The organism is Streptomyces sp. GDS52 (assembly GCF_052246875.1).
Taxonomy (GTDB): Bacteria; Actinomycetota; Actinomycetes; order Streptomycetales; family Streptomycetaceae; genus Streptomyces; species Streptomyces cathayae.
Window position 1 is genome coordinate 6,440,156 of record NZ_CM125966.1, and the last position, 15,330, is coordinate 6,455,485.

Genomic DNA, 15,330 nt, shown 5'->3' on the forward strand with positions numbered 1-15,330 from the left:
GGTGTCCAGGGTATCGACCGTGTGCGCGACCGCCGACCATGATCGGTGGACGGGGCCGGTAACCTGGTCCGGTGACAGGCTCCGATGTGTCCCCATCGTTCCGGCTCGTGTACGCACCCGGGGTGATGCCCGGCAAGTGGGCACGCGTCTGGAACGAGCGACTGCCCGGTGTCCCGCTGACCCTCACCCAGGTGCCCGCCGCACAGGCGGCCGACCTGCTGCTGAACGGGGACGCCGACGCGGGCCTCGTCCGGCTGCCCGTCGACCGGACGGTGTTCAGCGCGATTCCCCTCTACAGCGAGCAGACGGTCGTCGTGGTTCCCAAGGACCACCTCGTGACGGCGGTCGACGAGGTGGCCCCCGAGGACCTGGCCGACGAGATCGTGCTGCACCCCCTCGACGACGTCCTCCTGTGGGAGACCCTGCCCGGGAAGCCCGCTCTCGAACGGCCCGCGACCACCGCCGACGCCGTCCAGCTCGTCGCGGCCGGGATCGGTGTGCTCGTCGTACCGCTGTCCCTGGCGCGGCTGCACCACCGCAAGGACCTCACTCACCGGCCGCTCAGGGACGCCCCCGAGTCGACCGTGGCGCTGGCGTGGCCCGAGGCCGCGACCACCGACTCGGTGGAGGACTTCATCGGGATCGTCCGCGGCCGGACCGTCAACAGCACCCGGGGCCGCACCCGGCCCCAGCCTTCCGCGCAGGAGAAGCAGGAGAAGCAGAAGAAGCAGAAGAAGCAGGAGAAGCCCGGGCGGGCCGCCGAGAAGGGCGGTGCCCGTCGGCAGCAGGCGGCAGGCGGGCCGGCCGGCGGCGGGCGGCGGAAGGGCACCGGCGGCACACCGAAGAACCCGCGCCGGGGCAACCCCCGCCGCGGGTCCTGACGTCCGTCTCCCGGGTTCCGGGGCGCCTACTTCACCGCCTCACCGGGCGTCGGCGCCGGGGAGACCGTGTTGAGGTCCTTCAGCTCCTCGGGGATCTCGAGCACCAGCACCGGGGCGCCCGCCTGCGGAGCCGGCGGCGTCACCTGCTCCCGGGGCATCTTGGGCGGGCTGGTCTGCTGGAAGTTGACCTGTTCGTGATTGACCAGTCCGGTCTTCTCCAGGACCGTGATGTGGTCGAGCACGGTGTCGTTGGCCTGGTCCGCCAGCTGCCGCACCAGGGTGTTCCTGGTGTTGGCCCGGACCTTGGCGATCACCGAGAAGATCTGGCCGTGCGTCACCCGCATGATGTTCACGGCCGTGGTGTCGAACTCCTTGTCGTTGGTGGCCTTGATGGTCTCCACGAACTGCTCCTGCTGGGGCGAGGCCTGGTTGGGCAGGGTGATGCCCAGCTCGAGGGAGATCCTGCGGCAGCTCTCGTCGAGCCGTCCGTGCCCCACGACCAGGTGCTCGCCCACCTCCTTCATCTCCGGCGTCGTGCCCCGCTCCATCGACAGCAGGCCCAGGGGGTGCTCCCACAGTCCGGCGGCGCGCACCTTGACCACGAAGTCACGGTCGGCCTCGGTCAGTTGGCCGTACTGCGTATTGGCGACGACCCGGTCCTGGGTGCTCGAGGTGTTCTGCACGCCCAGCATGGTGGGGTAGGCGAGCGCGGAGAGGGTGAGAACCATGGCTCCGCCCACGAACGCGGTTCCTGCCGTGCTGCGCGAGATGCGCATCGTTCCTCCTGGTGTATCAACAGCCCAACGCCAGGGAGTACGGACGGCGGTGGCGAAACAATCACCGTTCCGGAAGGAATCTTCTGCCGTCGGCACCCGGTGACGACGGCCGGTGCGGCCCTGCGATGCCGTCGGCCCCGCCCGGCAGGCCGGCACCCAGGCGGCCACGACGGGCCGCCCCCGTGTGACCAGGGCGTTCTTGCTGCCGAGGGTGCTCCCGTCCAGATTTCGTCCAGCAGGGTGACGCCGTCGCGGCTCCGGGAGGGGGGAGGCACCGGAGCCGGAAGTGCCGAAGATCACACGTGACTCCGAGCGTCGGGAGCAGGTGTGCGATGCCTGGGCGGACGAACGGCGGGCTTTGGTCTAGACCTGGAGGGATCGGCTGCTAGCGTCGCTCCGGTCGGGAGGAAACCGGCCGGAGACCGGTGCAGGCCGGTGGAGACCGGCAGGAGCAGCCGCGGACGGCGGGGAACCGGAGGGGATCAGGCGTGACGGACGGCAGACGGCGGGCGTTCATCGGATCGTTCACGGCGGCGGGAGGCCCGGGCATCGTCACCACCGCTGTCGCCCCCGAGGACGGCGCACTGACCGTCCTGGGCACCCTGAAGGATCTGCCCGACCCCTCCTGCCTGACGCTCTCGCCCGACGGAGGGACGCTCTACGCGGTCAGCGAGACGGCCGAAGGGGCCGTGGCCGCGTACCGGGTGCCCGGTACCGGGGCGGGGGACGTGCTGGAGCCGGGCGGCCCTCCGGTGCCGGTCCACGCGAACGGGCCGACTCACCTCTGCGTCTTCGCCGGACACGTCCTCACCGCCAACTACGGCTCCGGCAGCGTCACCGCCGTCCCCGTCCGCGCCGACGGCGGCCTGGGACGGTCCGCGTCCGGGGTGTTCCGGCACACCGGCCCGGGTCCCCACCCGCAGGGACGGCAGGGGTCGCGCGCCCACCAGATACTGCCGGACCCGAGCGGCCGCTGGGCGGTCGGCGTCGACCTCGGTACGGACTCGGTGCGGGTGTACGACCTGGCCGACGGCGCTCCCGAGCAGCACCGGGAGGTCGCGCTGCGCCCCGGCTCCGGCCCCCGGCACCTGGCCTTCCATCCGGACGGCACACGCGCGTACGTCCTCAACGAACTCAGCCCCACCCTGGTCGTCTGCCGCTGGGACGCCGCCGAGGGCGCGCTCCGGCCGCTGGCCGAGATCCCGGTCCTGCCCGGCACCCCGGCGGGCGACGCCTACCCGTCGGATGTCGCCGTCTCGCCCGACGGGCGCTTCGTGTGGACCGCGACCCGCGGCGAGGACGTGCTGTCGGTTCTCGCGGTCGAGACAGACGCAGAGGGGGCGGCAGGGACGGACGGGGCGGCCGGGCTGCGGCTGACCGCCACCGTGCCCTGCGGCGGTCACTGGCCCCGCGCGCTCACCGAGTCCCGCGGCTTCCTGTACGTCGCGAACGAACGCTCCGGGGACGTGACCTGGTTCGCGGTCGACCCGGACACGGGCGTACCGCGGCGCGGCGGTGCGATCCCGGTGGCGGCGGCGTCCTGCGTGGTCGTCGGCTGAGAGCCGCCACCCCGGCGGGCGCAAAGCCGAAAGGCCCGCTTTGACCACTGGAACGGAAGTGGTCGGAGCGAGCCCTTCGGCGTCGTGCGAGCGGATGAGCCGCCCCGGTCAGTGCGCCGGAGCGCTCTGCGCCTGCTGCGGGGCGATGCCCAGCGCGGACGTGTACTTGGCAAGGGCGAGCTTGCCGATCGCCGGGTAGGGGCCCAGCGCCTCGGAGGCGGAGCAGTCGATCTCCTTCGCGGCCTCCTCGACCAGGCTCGCGTCGATCTCGGGACCGATCAGGTACGGCGCGAGAGCCAGCTGCTGCGAACCGGAGTTGCGCAGCTGCTCGGCCACCGACGCGATCGAGCCCTCCTCGTCCAGGGCTGCCGCGATCACCGGCACGGCGAGACGCGCGGCGAGCAGCATGCCGGTGATCCCGGCCGCCTGCACGGCCTCGTCACCGCCCACGGAGGCGAGGATGATGCCGTCCGCGGCGGTCGCCACGGTGAACAGCCGGGCCCGGTCGGCGCGGGCCAGACCGGCCTCGGACAGTCGCACGTGCAGAGCCTCCGCGAGCAGCGGGTGCGGACCGAGCACATCGGTCAGCTCGGCGGCGACGCGGCTGTCCATCAGCGCCTGACGGACCTGGCGCAGCAGCGCGCTGTCCGGACCGGCGAGCAGCGGCACGACGACGGCGACGGGGCCGTCAGGTTCCTTGACGTCCATGCCGGCGGCACGAGCCTGCTCGAAGCGGGCGGTGCGCTCCTCGGCGGCGTGCGCGAGTACCGCCTGCAGCGTGGGAAACTCCTCGTCGTCTCCGTCGAGGTAACCGATCCGAGCGTCTAGGCCGGGGAGTTCGGAGCGGGCGATGCTCACGACCTCGTCCGCGAGGGAACGGGTGGCGCTGCTCGGAGTACCCGGCACGGCGAGGACGAGCGCGGGCGCGCCCTCGGGAGCCACCAGAGGCTCGGGACGGCGGTGCCGTCCGGGCTGGCGGGGGCGCGGCATTCGTACTGGCAGGCCGGACGCGGGCCCAGTGGGGGTGCTCATGGAGCGGAATGTTAGTGGTTTCCTGGGCTCCTCTGTTCGGGGAGGGTACGTCTGCGAGACATCCATCCGGATATGTCTGTTGTGTTATGTGTCGGCGCCGGGAGCGACGGTGTCCCCTCCACCTGCCGGACTCGTCACGCACAGCATCTTCTCGTCACTCGGAAGGGTGAACGAGCCGGTCGCGAGGTCGGTGGCGATGCACACCGCCCCATGCAGCGGATTGCCCTTGGCCGCCACCCGTCGAGCCCCCGGCAGCCGCTTGGCCAACTCCTCGTCCAGGGGTGCGAGAAGCGGGGCGCCCATGTTGAACAGGCCACCGGTGAGCGCCACCAGAGGCTCGACCGCACCCGCACCCGCACCCGTCTCCGGGTAGACGGCCGCCGCCGAGTCGGCCATGTGCCGGGCCGCTGCCCGCAGGATGTCCGCGGCGACGGCGTCGTCGTCGGCGCACTCCGCCACCCGGGGTGCGAAGGAGGCGAGGACGGCCGCCCGGTCGGTGCGCGGGTACAGGTGGCCGGGCAGCGCGGCCGCCGGGCCGAACATCTCCTCGGCGCACGCCAGCAGCCGGCCGGAGCCGCCGTCCCGTCCGTCGTGGGCGCGCAGCGCCGCCTCCAGCCCGGCCCGTCCGATCCACGCGCCGCCGCCGCAGTCGCCGAGCAGATGCCCCCAGCCGTCCGCCCGGCGCCACCCGGTCAGATCGGTGCCGACGGCGATCAGACCCGTGCCGGCGGCGATCACGGCACCCGGCCGGGGCCCCAGGGCGCCGACGTAGGCGGTGACGGCGTCGGCGGCCAGTGCCACCCGCCGTACCCCCAGCTCCCGGGCCAGCGCCCCCGGCAGCTCGGCGCGCAGCGCGTCCCCGAGGCTGGCCAGCCCGGCCGCACCGACGGCCGCCGTGTCCAGCCGCCCGATCCCGGCCTCGGTGGCCAGCCCCCGTGCCATGGGCACGAGTTGCTCCATGAGATGCCCCGGGTCGATTCCCCGGGAACCGGTCCGCACCGGTTCACCGGAAGCGCCCCGGGCGAGCGGACCGCGCCCGGCGGCACCGACGACGACACGCAGTCCGGAGCCCCCGGAATCCACGGCGACGAATCCGGGCCCGGCGGACGAAGACACCGCGTCCCCCCACCTCCTCGACGACCATGACGGGGAGGAACACTAGCGCCCGGACGGCTTCCGGCGCAGGGGCCGGACCGCTTGGTGCGGGCTGTCGGTGCGAGCCACTAGAGTGATCCGGCGTGGCACCACGACCCTTGCATGAACTTGTTGAGCCCGGCTGGGCGAAGGCCCTGGAACCGGTGGCCGGACGCATCGCGGCCATGGGGGACTTCCTGCGCGCCGAGGTGGCGGCCGGCCGGACGTACCTCCCGGCGGGAGCGAACGTGCTGCGGGCGTTCCAGCAACCCTTCGACGACGTGCGCGTCCTGATCGTCGGTCAGGACCCGTACCCCACACCGGGAATGGCGATCGGCCTGAGTTTCGCGGTCTCGCCGGACGTGCGGTCGCTGCCGGGCAGCCTGGAGAACATCTACCGGGAACTGAACGCGGACCTGGGCCTGCCCAGGCCCGCCAACGGCGATCTGACCCCGTGGACCGAGCAGGGGGTCCTGCTGCTCAACAGGGCGCTCACCACCGCCCCGCGCAAGCCGGCCGCTCACCGGGGCAAGGGCTGGGAGGAGGTCACGGAGCAGGCGATCCGTGCCCTCGCCGCGCGGGGAGGCCCGTTGGTGTCGATCCTGTGGGGCCGGGACGCGCGCAATCTGCGTCCGCTGCTCGGGGACTATCCCGCCATCGAGTCGGCTCATCCCTCGCCGATGTCGGCGGACCGGGGCTTCTTCGGCTCGCGCCCGTTCAGCCGGGCCAACGACTTCCTGGTCCGGCAGGGCGCCGACCCCGTCGACTGGCGGCTGCCGTCGGCCCAGGAGACGAACGCGGCGGTTCAGCAGGGCCGTTGACGCGGGTCCCCGGGCCCGTCAGGAGGACGGACCCGACGACCCGAGTCCCGCGGTGCGCATCCGACCGGTCCGCACTGCGGGGCCTGGGATCTCTCCGGTCCTCACCCCCTCAACCTCCTCAGTCCTCAGCCCTTCAGACCACTGCGGCCCGCACGCACAACACGTCCGGCAGATGCGCCGCGAGCTGCTGCCAGCTGTCGCCGTCGTCGGCCGACGCGTACACCTCGCCGTTACGGTTGCCGAAGTACACGCCCGCGGGGTCGGCGCCGTCGTGACACATCGCGTCACGCAGCACCGTGCCGTAGTGATCGCCCTGCGGCAGGCCCTCGGTGAGCGGCTCCCAGCTCCCGCCCGCGTCCGTGGTGCGGAAGACGCGGCAGCGCCGGCCGGCCGGGACCCGGTCGGAGTCGGCGTTGATCGGGAACACGTACGCCGTGTCACCTCGATGCGGATGCGCCACCACCGCGAAACCGAACGTCGACGGCAGACCCCCGCCGATGTCCGTCCACCGCACGCCCGCGTCGTCGCTGCGGTACACACCCCAGTGGTTCTGCAGATACAGCCGGTCCGGTGTCACCGCGTCCCGGGCGACCTTGTGCACGCACTGCCCGAACTCCGGGTTCGGATCCGGCAGGAACACCGCGGAGACACCGGAGTTGGAGGGGGCCCAGCTGACGCCGCCGTCGCGGGTGCGGAACACGCCCGCCGCGGACACGGCCACCGTCACCGCACGCGGATCCCGCTCGTCGGTCAGCACGGTGTGCAGACCCTCGCCGCCACCGCCCGGCACCCACTTCGAGCGGGTCGGATGCTCCCACAGCGGACGGACCAGCTCGAAGGTCTCCCCGCGGTCCTCCGAGCGGTAGAGCGCGGCCGGTTCCGTGCCCGCGTACACCACGTCCGGCTCCGCCGCGGCCGGATGAAGCTGCCAGACCCGCTCCAGCGACGCCCCCGTGTCCTTGGGGAACCTGACGGCGGGCCGCGCCGGTTCGGTCCAGGTGCGGCCCAGGTCGTCGGAGTGGAACACGGACGGGCCCCAGTGCGCGCTGTCCCCGCCGACCAGCAGCCGGGGGACCGCGCCCCGGGTGTCGACGGCGATCGAGTACACCGCCTGGGCGTTGAAGCAGGGGCTGTCGTCGAACTCCCAGACGCCGCCCCGCCGGCGCCCGATGAACAGGCCTTTGCGGGTGCCCACGGCGAGCAGTACCTCGGTCATGCCGATCACCTCCGCGACGTCGCCGACGCCCTCGCCGACGCATCCGTTCCGAACACCGGCCAGTCTGCACCCCGCCACTGACAGTCACTTTTGGATCAGGCGTCGTCGCAGGTCGGACCGGTGCGGCGGCCTACGGGGCCGGAAGCGCGCGGTCCACGATCGAACCCAGATCGGCCCCGTCGGGCAGCGTGCCGAACGAGTGCCCCCAGTCACCGCCGAGCCGCGTCGCACAGAAGGCGTCGGCGACCGCGGACGGGGCGTGCCGGACGAGGAGGGAGCCCTGGAGGACCAGGGCCAACTGCTCCACCAGCCGCCGGGCCCCCGCCTGCGAACCCTGTGCCAGACGGTCCTCGAGCCGGCTCACGGCCGCGTCCAGCCGGGCGTCCGCCCCGCGGCTGAGCGCGAGTTCGGCGAAGAACGCCTGCGCCGTGGCCGTGTCCCGGCCCAGCGCCCGCAGCACGTCGAGGGCGTTGACGTTGCCCGAGCCCTCCCAGATCGACAGCAGCGGGGCCTCGCGGTAGTGCCGGGGCATGCCCGACTCCTCGACGTAGCCGTTGCCGCCCAGGCACTCCAGCGCCTCGGCGGTGAAGGCCGGGCCCCGTTTGGTGACCCAGTACTTGCCGACGGCGGTCGCGATCCGGCGGAACGCGGCCTCCTGCGCGTCCCCGCGCACCGCGCGGTCGGCCGCCCCGGCGAGTCGCAGGGTCAGCGCCGTCGCGGCCTCCGACTCCAGGGCGAGATCGGCCAGCACGTTGCGCATCAGCGGCTGGTCGATCAGCCGGGCCCCGAAGGCACTGCGGTGGCGCACGTGGTGCCCTGCCTCGACGAGCGTCTTGCGCATCAGCGCCGCCGACATCATCACGCAGTCCAGCCGGGTGCAGTTGACCATCTCGATGATGGTCTTCACGCCCTGCCCCTCCGGGCCGACCAGCCAGGCGACGGTCCCGTCGAACTCCGGCTCGCAGGACGCGTTGGACCGGTTGCCCAGCTTGTCCTTCAGCCGCTGGATACGGAACGTGTTGCGCGTACCGTCGGGCAGCACGCGCGGCAGCAGGAAGCACGACAGACCCCCCGGGGCCTGCGCCAGCACCAGGAACACGTCGCACATCGGCGCCGACGTGAACCACTTGTGTCCCCGCAGCGTGTACACACCGGGCTCCGCGGTCGGCGTCGCCCTCGTGGTGTTGGTCCGGACGTCGGAGCCGCCCTGCTTCTCCGTCATCCCCATGCCGGCCAGCAGCCCGCGCTTCTCGCCCGGCACCCGCAGGCCCGGCTCGTACTCCCGGCCGGTCAGCAACGGCTCGTACACCCGGGCCAGCTCCGGCTGCCGGCGCAGGACGGGCACCGCCGCGTACGTCATGGAGGTCGGGCAGCCGTGCCCCGCGTCCGTGTGCCCCCACACGAGTCCGCCGGCGGTGCGCGCGACATGGGCGCCGGGCCGGTCGTCCGCCCAGGGCGCGCCGGCCAGCCCTTCGACGACGGCCGTGCGCATCAGGTGGTGCCAGCTCGGATGGAACTCGACCTCGTCGATCCGGTTGCCGTACCGGTCGTGCGTGCGCAGCTCGGGCTCGTGGCGGTTGGCCTGTTCGCTCCACTCCTGCACCCGGGCACTGCCGGCCAGCCTGCCGAGCCGCCGCAGATCCTCCTCCGCCCAGCCGGCGCCCTCGCGCCGCACCCCCTCCAGGAGGGCGGTGTCGTCGGAGGCGTCGTAGGGGGCCAGGGGAGCGGGCTGGTTCAGAACGTCGTGCGTGGCGTACCCGCGGGGTGCCGCGAGTGCCTCCGGTGCCGCGTGTCCCCCGGGAGAGGCGGCGAGTCCGCCGTGCTGCTCGTGCGCGATTGTCGTGGCCATACACCGAGTGTTGCATTATTTCTGCGACTGTAGCAATGATGCAACGCATGGCGTCCGGCAGTGCACCGCGGGGCGACAAGCGCGCCGTACAGTACGGATCCATGCGGATGAACGACCTGGAGCCAACCGGTGACCTGCGGCTACGTCCCCTGTCCGCGCGGTCGGTCGTGCTGAGCCTGCTGCTCGGCACGCACCCGCCACAGCTTTCGGCGCGGGAACTGGGGCGGCTCGTGGAGCGCTTCGGCGTCGGCGGGTCCACGCTGCGGGCCGCCCTCAGCCGGATGGTGGCCGCCGGTGATCTGGTGCGCACCGAGACCGGTGCCGGCTACCGCCTCAGTGACCGGTTGCTCGACCGCCAGACCCGCCAGGACGAGGCCGTACGGCCGAGCACGCGCGCGTGGGACGGCGACTGGGAGATGGTGGTGATCACCGCGACGGGACGTGGTCCCGCCGAGCGGGCGGAGCTGCGCACCCGGCTGACCGCCCTCCGGCTCGCCGAACTCCGCGAGGGCGTGTGGCTCCGGCCGGCCAACCTGGACCGCCCGCTGTCCGTGCCTCTCGGCCGGGTGGCCCAGCACTACACGGCCCGCCCCGGCCGGCCCGCCGCCGACCTGGCCGGGAGTCTGTGGGCGCTGGACGCCTGGGCGGGCACGGCCCGCGCGCTCCTCGCGCACATCGACGGCGCCGACCGTCCCGCCGACCGGCTCACCGCTTTCGCGGCCGTCGTGCGCCACCTGCTCACCGATCCCGTCCTGCCTGCGGCCCTCCTCCCCGCCGACTGGCCGGGCGAGGCGCTGCGGGCCGCGTACACCGACTACCGGCGTGAACTCATCGGCGAGATCCGCGCGAGCGTGGGCGGGCGGAGGTAGCGCGGACGGGGCCGGCGGTGACGGGGCCGGCCGGCGGCGGGCGGGGCGGGCGGGCGGGCCCGGCACGGCGCGGCGGCCGTACGGAGCACCGCGCGGGGCGCTCCGTACGGCCGCCGCCTCACCGTGGGGGGCCATTGTGCCGGGAAGGGCTACTTGTAGGTGATGTCGGACGATCCGTACTTGCAGTACGTGCCGTCGGCGTTCGAGCCGTTGGTGCTGGGCTCCTTGCCGGTGTTGTTGCCGATGTACTTCTGGCAGGGGATGATCTTCTTGCTGCTGTCCCCGACGACCGTGATGTTGCGCAGGGACACGCTGTCGCCGTAGTTGGTGTTGATCCCGGCGATCCTGCCGCCCTTCCAGTTCACCTCGATCGTGTTGAGGTTGATGGTGCGCTTGTACTGCGTGGAGCAGTTGCCGCAGGAGCGCACGAAGGTGCCGAAGTTCTTGACCGCGAAGTTCGACACGTTCAGCGTCCCGGCGCCGTTGAACTGGAACACCTTGTCGCTGGCTTCCTTCGCCCCGCCGCCGCTGACGGTGTAGACGGCTGACGAGGACTTGCCCTTGAAGGTCGCCGCGTCCTCGCCGACGTCCTCCCACCACACGTTCTGCAGCGTGCAGGACCCCTTGCAGTGGACGCCGTCGGCGGCCGGGGCGCCGAGGATGACGTTCTTCAGGACCGCGCCGTCCGCCAGCTCCAGGATCGGGCCCTGGTCCTCGTCCTGGCTGCCGGAGCCCAGGGCGCCGGTGCCGTAGAGGCGCTTCATCCCGTAGTCCTTGGTGCCGGACACCGAGATGGTGGAGGAGACGCCCTCGCTGCCGTTGGGAGACGGCCAGGTGGCGGCGCCGGCCGGGGAGACACCGGCTGTCATAAGCATGCCAACCGAGAGTCCGAGGGTGGCCAGTGCGCCGGTCAGCGCCCGCCCACGGGCGCGCGGTGTTGTCACCGAAGTCATGTTCCGGTTCCTTCTGTCGTGATGTGGGGGTGTCGGCGACGCGGGGTGCGGAGGTGCCATGGATGCGTGAGGTTCACGTCGCTGAACGGAAGGTAGAGGGAAAGCGCTTTCTGGTCAACGTCCCGTGCGGCAGCTATTCAGCCATCTGCAGCCGTAGTGAGCGCGTTCTTCTGCGGAGGGGTGAAAGTGTCGTCTCCCCGACTCCTCGGCCGCACGGCCGAAGTGGCACCCGCTCCGCTGACAGGGTGCCGTCCACCGCTCGGGGTGCGTGTTCGTTCGTATGGAAAGTGCTCACGTGGTTACGTTGCGGGCGTGCTTGAGGAGTGCTTTCTTCATCTTTCCGATCGTTCTCCGGCGGACGGTGCCGTGTCCGTGTGGCCTGCCTGGGAGGTGCGCGAAGGGGAGCACACGACGCGCTGGTTCGATGTGCGGCTGACCTTCGCGGACGGAGCCGGGGTCGAGGCGCTCGCGATGGTGTCCGGGCACAGCGTCTGCGTCGAGGACGTACGGGCCCGGCCCGCGCTGTCGCTGGAGGACCTGGCGCTGTTCGCCGACTGGATCGAGGGGCCGCTCGCGCGGGCCTGCGGCGCCGAGGACGAACCGGCCGCCGGTGTCCTGTCCGGTACGGGGGAGCGGCGGACCCACGTGGTCGGGCCGCAGGGGCCCGTGGGGAGGCGTTTCGTGGCGCGGGAGTACCGCGCGGCCCAGGAGGAGGGCGCCGACCCGGTGCTCGCCGTGATGTGCGCGACCGGATACAGCCGGCGCGGTGCGCTGCGGGTCATCGGCCGGGCACGTGACGCGGGCCTGCTGACCCCGCGTCACACCCGGCGGTGAACGGCCCCGGCGCGGACGTCACAGGAGATCGCGCATCCGCGTGATCTCGCTCGTCTGCTGGGCCACCACGTCGTCGGCCATCTCCTCGATCTGGAGGTTGTTGCCCTGCGCCTTCACGTCCGTGGCCATGGTGATCGCCCCCTCGTGATGGGCGATCATCAGGGTGAGGAAGAGCTGGTCGAAGGTCTTTCCCTCGGCCGCGTGCAGGTTCTTGAGCTGGGCGGGGGTCGCCATCCCGGGCATCGCCGCATGGTCGTGGCCGTGGTCGTGCCCGTCGGCCTTCCTGGTCTTCTTGTGCGTCGTCAGCCAGCCCTCCATCGCCTTGATCTCCGGTTGCTGCGCGGCCGCGATCCGCTCGGCCAGCTTGACGATCTTCGGTGACTCGGCCCGGTCCGGGACCAGAGCAGTCATCTCCAGGGCCTGGGAGTGGTGCTCGATCATCATGCGGGTGTAGGAGACGTCCGCGGAGTTGGGGGAGTCGTCCTCGGCGCGCTGCTCCGCGGCCTCCGCGGCCGACAGGGTCCGGTTCGGCTGCCCGGGCTCGCCCGGGGCGATCACCGAAGGCCCTTCGGCCGCAGCCGACTTGGCGTCGTCCGTGTCGGATTCGCAGCCCGCGAGCCCGAGTACGGCCAGGGCGGTCAGTCCGGTCGCGACGACGGACACGCGTGACACACGGCGGAAGAGCACGGGACCTCCTGTGGCTGGGGACACCCCCTCTGGGGGAGGGCTGCGGGACACCTCGTGAGTGCCGACGACCGTCCTAGCACGCTTCCGCGCGACAGTGATCGGAAAACTTCGTTATGAGTGTGTCGCGCACTGTTGCCATGCGCATGGCCAGGACGATACTGCCGGTGCACCACCCGTTCCGAGCCGAACGGTACAAGGGAGGAAAGACAGTGATCCTGTTGAAAGATCCCCGAACCCGGCGCAGACGGCTGGGAGTTGCCGCAGCAGCCGGGGGGCTGCTGGCCGCGCTGCTCACCGCCGCACCGGCCGCGGCGATCCCCGACCCCGGGGACGAGCCGACCGCCCCGAAGGAGATGTCCCGAAGCGCGCAGGCCGAGGTGCGTGAGGCCATCGAGAGCGGCGAGACACCCGCCCAGGACGAGGTCGTCCACTCCGACAACATCCGGCACGTGGCCAACATCCCCAAGGACGCGCTGACCGGGTTCAACTCGGACCTGGCGTTCCAGGGCCGGTACGCCTTCGCGGGCAACTACGACGGCTTCCGCATCTTCGACATCAGCAACCCGAAGTCACCGAGGACGGTGGCCCAGGTGCTGTGCCCCGGCTCCCAGAACGACATCTCCGTCTCCGGTGACCTGCTGTTCCTCTCCACCGACTCCTCGCGCAGCGACAGCAGTTGCAACAGCACCACGCAACCGGCGACCGAGAAGTCCTCGTGGGAGGGCATGAAGGTGTTCGACATCAGCGACAAGCGGAACCCGCGCTACGTCGCGGCCGTCGAGACCGCCTGCGGCTCGCACACCCACACGCTGGTGCCCGAGCGCAAGAACGTCTACGTCTACGTCTCCTCGTACTCGCCGAACGCCGCCTACCCCGACTGCCAGCCGCCGCACGACGGCATCTCCGTCATCAAGGTGCCGCGCAAGGCCCCGCACAAGGCGGCGGTGGTCGGGTTCCCGGTGCTGTTCCCCGGTGAGGGGCCCGACGGCGGCGGAAACCCGGGCGCGCCCACCCATCCGGGCGTCTCCAAGACCACGGGCTGCCACGACATCACCGTGCTGCCGTCCGAGGACCTCGCCGCCGGTGCCTGCATGGGCGACGGCATCCTGTTCTCCATCAAGAACCCCGAGCGTCCCCAGGTGATCGACCGGGTGCAGGACAACGTCAACTTCGCCTTCTGGCACTCGGCGACCTTCAACCAGCGGGCCGACAAGGTCGTGTTCACCGACGAGCTGGGCGGCGGTGGCGCCGCCACCTGCAACGCGGCCGTCGGACCGGACCGGGGCGCGGACGGCGTCTACGACATCGTCGGCAAGGGCGACAAACGCCGACTCGTCTTCCGCAGCTACTTCAAGATCCCCCGTCACCAGGCGGACACCGAGAACTGCGTGGCCCACAACGGCTCGTTGATCCCGGTCAAGGGCAAGGACCTCATGGTCCAGGCCTGGTACCAGGGCGGCGTCTCCGTCTGGGACTTCACCGACTCCTCGAAACCGAAGGAGATCGCCTACTTCGAGCGGGGTCCGCTGTCCACCGACCAGGTCGTCACCGGCGGCTCCTGGTCGGCGTACTACTACAACGGCCACATCTACTCGAACGACATCGCCAAGGGCCTCGACGTCCTGAGGATCGACGACCGGCGCACGGACCCGGCCAAGAGGATCCAGCTGCGCGAGTTCAACGCGCAGACACAGCCTGACTACTTCGACGACAGGGACTAGGCGCTGTCCGGGGCCGGGCGGCGGGGCGGGGCCGAGGGCTCCGGGGCCGGTTCGGTCGCGAAGAACCGCGACACATCCGCCCGGTCCGGCAGGCCCGTTGCGCCGGCTGCGTCCGTCCGGCCCGTCCGGTCCGGCGCACCCGTCCCGCCCGGCACCTCGGTGCCGGGCGGGACACCCAGCTCCCAGTCGAGCCGGTAGCGCTTGAACAACTCCGCGCGCAGTGTCTCGACGGGCATCGGCGCACCCGGCATCAGGGCCGAGAACACGGCGCCCATCAGCAGGGCGCGCAGCATCGGGTAGTCGCTGTCGACCTTGCTGGAGCCGTGCCGGGCGACGGTGTCGCTGAGCAGTTCGGCCAGGCGCCGCTGCTCGGGGCAGGGCAGGAAACCCTCGGCCTGCAGCAGCCCGGCCATGTGCTGGCGCATCAGCACGGGACGGTCGCGGGCCAGGCCCAGGATCGCGTCGATGGCCCGCGCCATCCGCTCCGGCCCGTCGTCGGTGCGCGGTTCGCGCTCCAGCGCTTCCTCCAGCGTCCGGTGCATCAGCCGGTGCACCGCGGACTGCACCAGATGGCGCTTCCCCGGGAAGTAGTACGAGACCAGACCCCGCGCGGACCCCGCGCGGTCGGCGATGTCGCCGAGCGTCGTCGCCTCGTAGCCGCGCTCGCTCACCACCTCGACGGCGGCTTGCAGAAGCCGTTCCTTCGAACGCCTCCGCAATTCTTCATTGACCGAGGGGCTGCGCGGGGACATGCTGGACTCCTGCATTGACTGGCCGACAGCCAACTATACTCAATGCGTCCGGTCGGGCCCCTGGTGGGCCCGCTCCGGGCTGCCGTTCTCCTCGGGCGACGCGGGGGATCGCCCGAGGGGGACGGCGCTGAGGAGCAGCCGCACCCCGGCCCTGCGGGCCGCCGCCCGGGCTGTCCGGCGCGTCGGCGCTCGTGCGTCCCGCCGAGCCGGCACCGGGAAGTGGTCACGGAGGCCCCGCGGGAGGAT

14 protein-coding genes are annotated in these 15,330 nt (G+C 72.0%); 6 read left to right on the forward strand and 8 right to left on the reverse strand.

Going from position 1 to position 15,330, the window contains the following annotated elements; all coding sequences use genetic code 11:
• Positions 1-71 precede the first annotated feature (71 nt).
• Complete coding sequence (locus ACTWJ9_RS29510) at positions 72-881, forward strand: LysR family transcriptional regulator substrate-binding protein (protein ID WP_387035464.1); 810 nt, start codon at positions 72-74, stop codon at positions 879-881.
• A gap of 26 nt (positions 882-907) precedes the next feature.
• On the opposite strand, the gene ACTWJ9_RS29515 is transcribed toward ACTWJ9_RS29510, so the two are convergent.
• Positions 908-1,657: a DUF4142 domain-containing protein gene (locus tag ACTWJ9_RS29515; RefSeq protein WP_279337312.1), complete on the reverse strand. Its 750-nt coding sequence runs from the start codon at positions 1,655-1,657 to the stop codon at positions 908-910.
• A gap of 488 nt (positions 1,658-2,145) precedes the next feature.
• Between ACTWJ9_RS29515 and ACTWJ9_RS29520 the strand changes: the two genes are divergently transcribed.
• Positions 2,146-3,216: a lactonase family protein gene (locus tag ACTWJ9_RS29520; protein ID WP_443294948.1), complete on the forward strand. Its 1,071-nt coding sequence runs from the start codon at positions 2,146-2,148 to the stop codon at positions 3,214-3,216.
• A 108-nt stretch (positions 3,217-3,324) separates the two neighbouring features.
• Here ACTWJ9_RS29520 and ACTWJ9_RS29525 read toward each other — a convergent pair whose 3' ends face one another.
• Both ACTWJ9_RS29525 and ACTWJ9_RS29530 read right to left on the reverse strand, forming a co-directional pair.
• Positions 3,325-4,248 (reverse strand): sirohydrochlorin chelatase, encoded by a 924-nt coding sequence (locus ACTWJ9_RS29525; protein ID WP_279337314.1) that lies wholly within the window; start codon positions 4,246-4,248, stop codon positions 3,325-3,327.
• A gap of 84 nt (positions 4,249-4,332) precedes the next feature.
• On the reverse strand, positions 4,333-5,364 hold the full coding sequence (locus ACTWJ9_RS29530; protein WP_387035467.1) for an N-acetylglucosamine kinase: 1,032 nt from the start codon (positions 5,362-5,364) through the stop codon (positions 4,333-4,335).
• A gap of 122 nt (positions 5,365-5,486) precedes the next feature.
• Between ACTWJ9_RS29530 and ACTWJ9_RS29535 the strand changes: the two genes are divergently transcribed.
• On the forward strand, positions 5,487-6,203 hold the full coding sequence (locus ACTWJ9_RS29535) for a uracil-DNA glycosylase (RefSeq protein ID WP_279337316.1): 717 nt from the start codon (positions 5,487-5,489) through the stop codon (positions 6,201-6,203).
• Between the two features lie 133 nt (positions 6,204-6,336).
• Here the strand turns inward: ACTWJ9_RS29535 and ACTWJ9_RS29540 are convergent, their stop codons facing one another.
• Together ACTWJ9_RS29540 and ACTWJ9_RS29545 are read right to left on the reverse strand one after the other, a co-directional pair.
• Positions 6,337-7,497: a WD40/YVTN/BNR-like repeat-containing protein gene (locus tag ACTWJ9_RS29540; RefSeq protein WP_387035469.1), complete on the reverse strand. Its 1,161-nt coding sequence runs from the start codon at positions 7,495-7,497 to the stop codon at positions 6,337-6,339.
• Positions 7,498-7,549: 52 nt separating this feature from the next.
• A complete protein-coding gene (locus ACTWJ9_RS29545) occupies positions 7,550-9,268 on the reverse strand; it encodes a DNA alkylation response protein (RefSeq protein ID WP_387035471.1) in 1,719 nt (572 codons plus the stop codon).
• Between the two features lie 101 nt (positions 9,269-9,369).
• Between ACTWJ9_RS29545 and ACTWJ9_RS29550 the strand changes: the two genes are divergently transcribed.
• A complete protein-coding gene (locus ACTWJ9_RS29550) occupies positions 9,370-10,137 on the forward strand; it encodes a PaaX family transcriptional regulator C-terminal domain-containing protein (protein ID WP_279337319.1) in 768 nt (255 codons plus the stop codon).
• A gap of 149 nt (positions 10,138-10,286) precedes the next feature.
• Here the strand turns inward: ACTWJ9_RS29550 and ACTWJ9_RS29555 are convergent, their stop codons facing one another.
• Positions 10,287-11,090 carry a pectate lyase gene (locus ACTWJ9_RS29555; protein WP_279337320.1) on the reverse strand — a complete coding sequence of 268 codons (804 nt, stop codon included), beginning with the start codon at positions 11,088-11,090 and terminating at the stop codon, positions 10,287-10,289.
• A gap of 366 nt (positions 11,091-11,456) precedes the next feature.
• On the opposite strand from ACTWJ9_RS29555, the gene ACTWJ9_RS29560 reads away from it, so the two are divergent.
• Positions 11,457-11,924, forward strand: a complete 468-nt coding sequence (locus ACTWJ9_RS29560; protein WP_279337321.1) for a DUF6214 family protein — start codon at positions 11,457-11,459, stop codon at positions 11,922-11,924.
• A gap of 18 nt (positions 11,925-11,942) precedes the next feature.
• On the opposite strand, the gene ACTWJ9_RS29565 is transcribed toward ACTWJ9_RS29560, so the two are convergent.
• The gene (locus ACTWJ9_RS29565; RefSeq protein WP_443294949.1) at positions 11,943-12,611 is read right to left on the reverse strand and encodes a DUF305 domain-containing protein; all 669 of its coding nucleotides are present in this window, start codon (positions 12,609-12,611) and stop codon (positions 11,943-11,945) included.
• 209 nt (positions 12,612-12,820) lie between these two features.
• Here ACTWJ9_RS29565 and ACTWJ9_RS29570 point away from each other — a divergent pair, with 209 nt between their 5' ends.
• Positions 12,821-14,332, forward strand: coding sequence for an LVIVD repeat-containing protein (locus ACTWJ9_RS29570; RefSeq protein ID WP_279337323.1), 1,512 nt, complete (start codon positions 12,821-12,823; stop codon positions 14,330-14,332).
• Here ACTWJ9_RS29570 and ACTWJ9_RS29575 read toward each other — a convergent pair.
• Entirely contained in the window at positions 14,329-15,084 is a 756-nt protein-coding gene (locus ACTWJ9_RS29575; RefSeq protein ID WP_279337324.1) for a TetR/AcrR family transcriptional regulator, read from the reverse strand. The two genes, ACTWJ9_RS29570 and ACTWJ9_RS29575, sit on opposite strands and share 4 nt — an antisense overlap.
• Positions 15,085-15,330 lie beyond the last annotated feature (246 nt).

Excerpts from the sequence above, each read along its gene's own strand:
- ACTWJ9_RS29555 (WP_279337320.1), bottom strand. The coding sequence starts at position 11,090 with ATGACTTCGGTGACAACACCGCGCGCCCGTGGGCGGGCGCTGACCGGC.
- ACTWJ9_RS29575 (WP_279337324.1), bottom strand. The coding sequence starts at position 15,084 with ATGTCCCCGCGCAGCCCCTCGGTCAATGAAGAATTGCGGAGGCGTTCG.
- ACTWJ9_RS29550 (WP_279337319.1), top strand. The coding sequence starts at position 9,370 with ATGCGGATGAACGACCTGGAGCCAACCGGTGACCTGCGGCTACGTCCC.
- ACTWJ9_RS29525 (WP_279337314.1), bottom strand. The coding sequence starts at position 4,248 with ATGAGCACCCCCACTGGGCCCGCGTCCGGCCTGCCAGTACGAATGCCG.
- ACTWJ9_RS29545 (WP_387035471.1), bottom strand. The coding sequence starts at position 9,268 with ATGGCCACGACAATCGCGCACGAGCAGCACGGCGGACTCGCCGCCTCT.
- ACTWJ9_RS29515 (WP_279337312.1), bottom strand. The coding sequence starts at position 1,657 with ATGCGCATCTCGCGCAGCACGGCAGGAACCGCGTTCGTGGGCGGAGCC.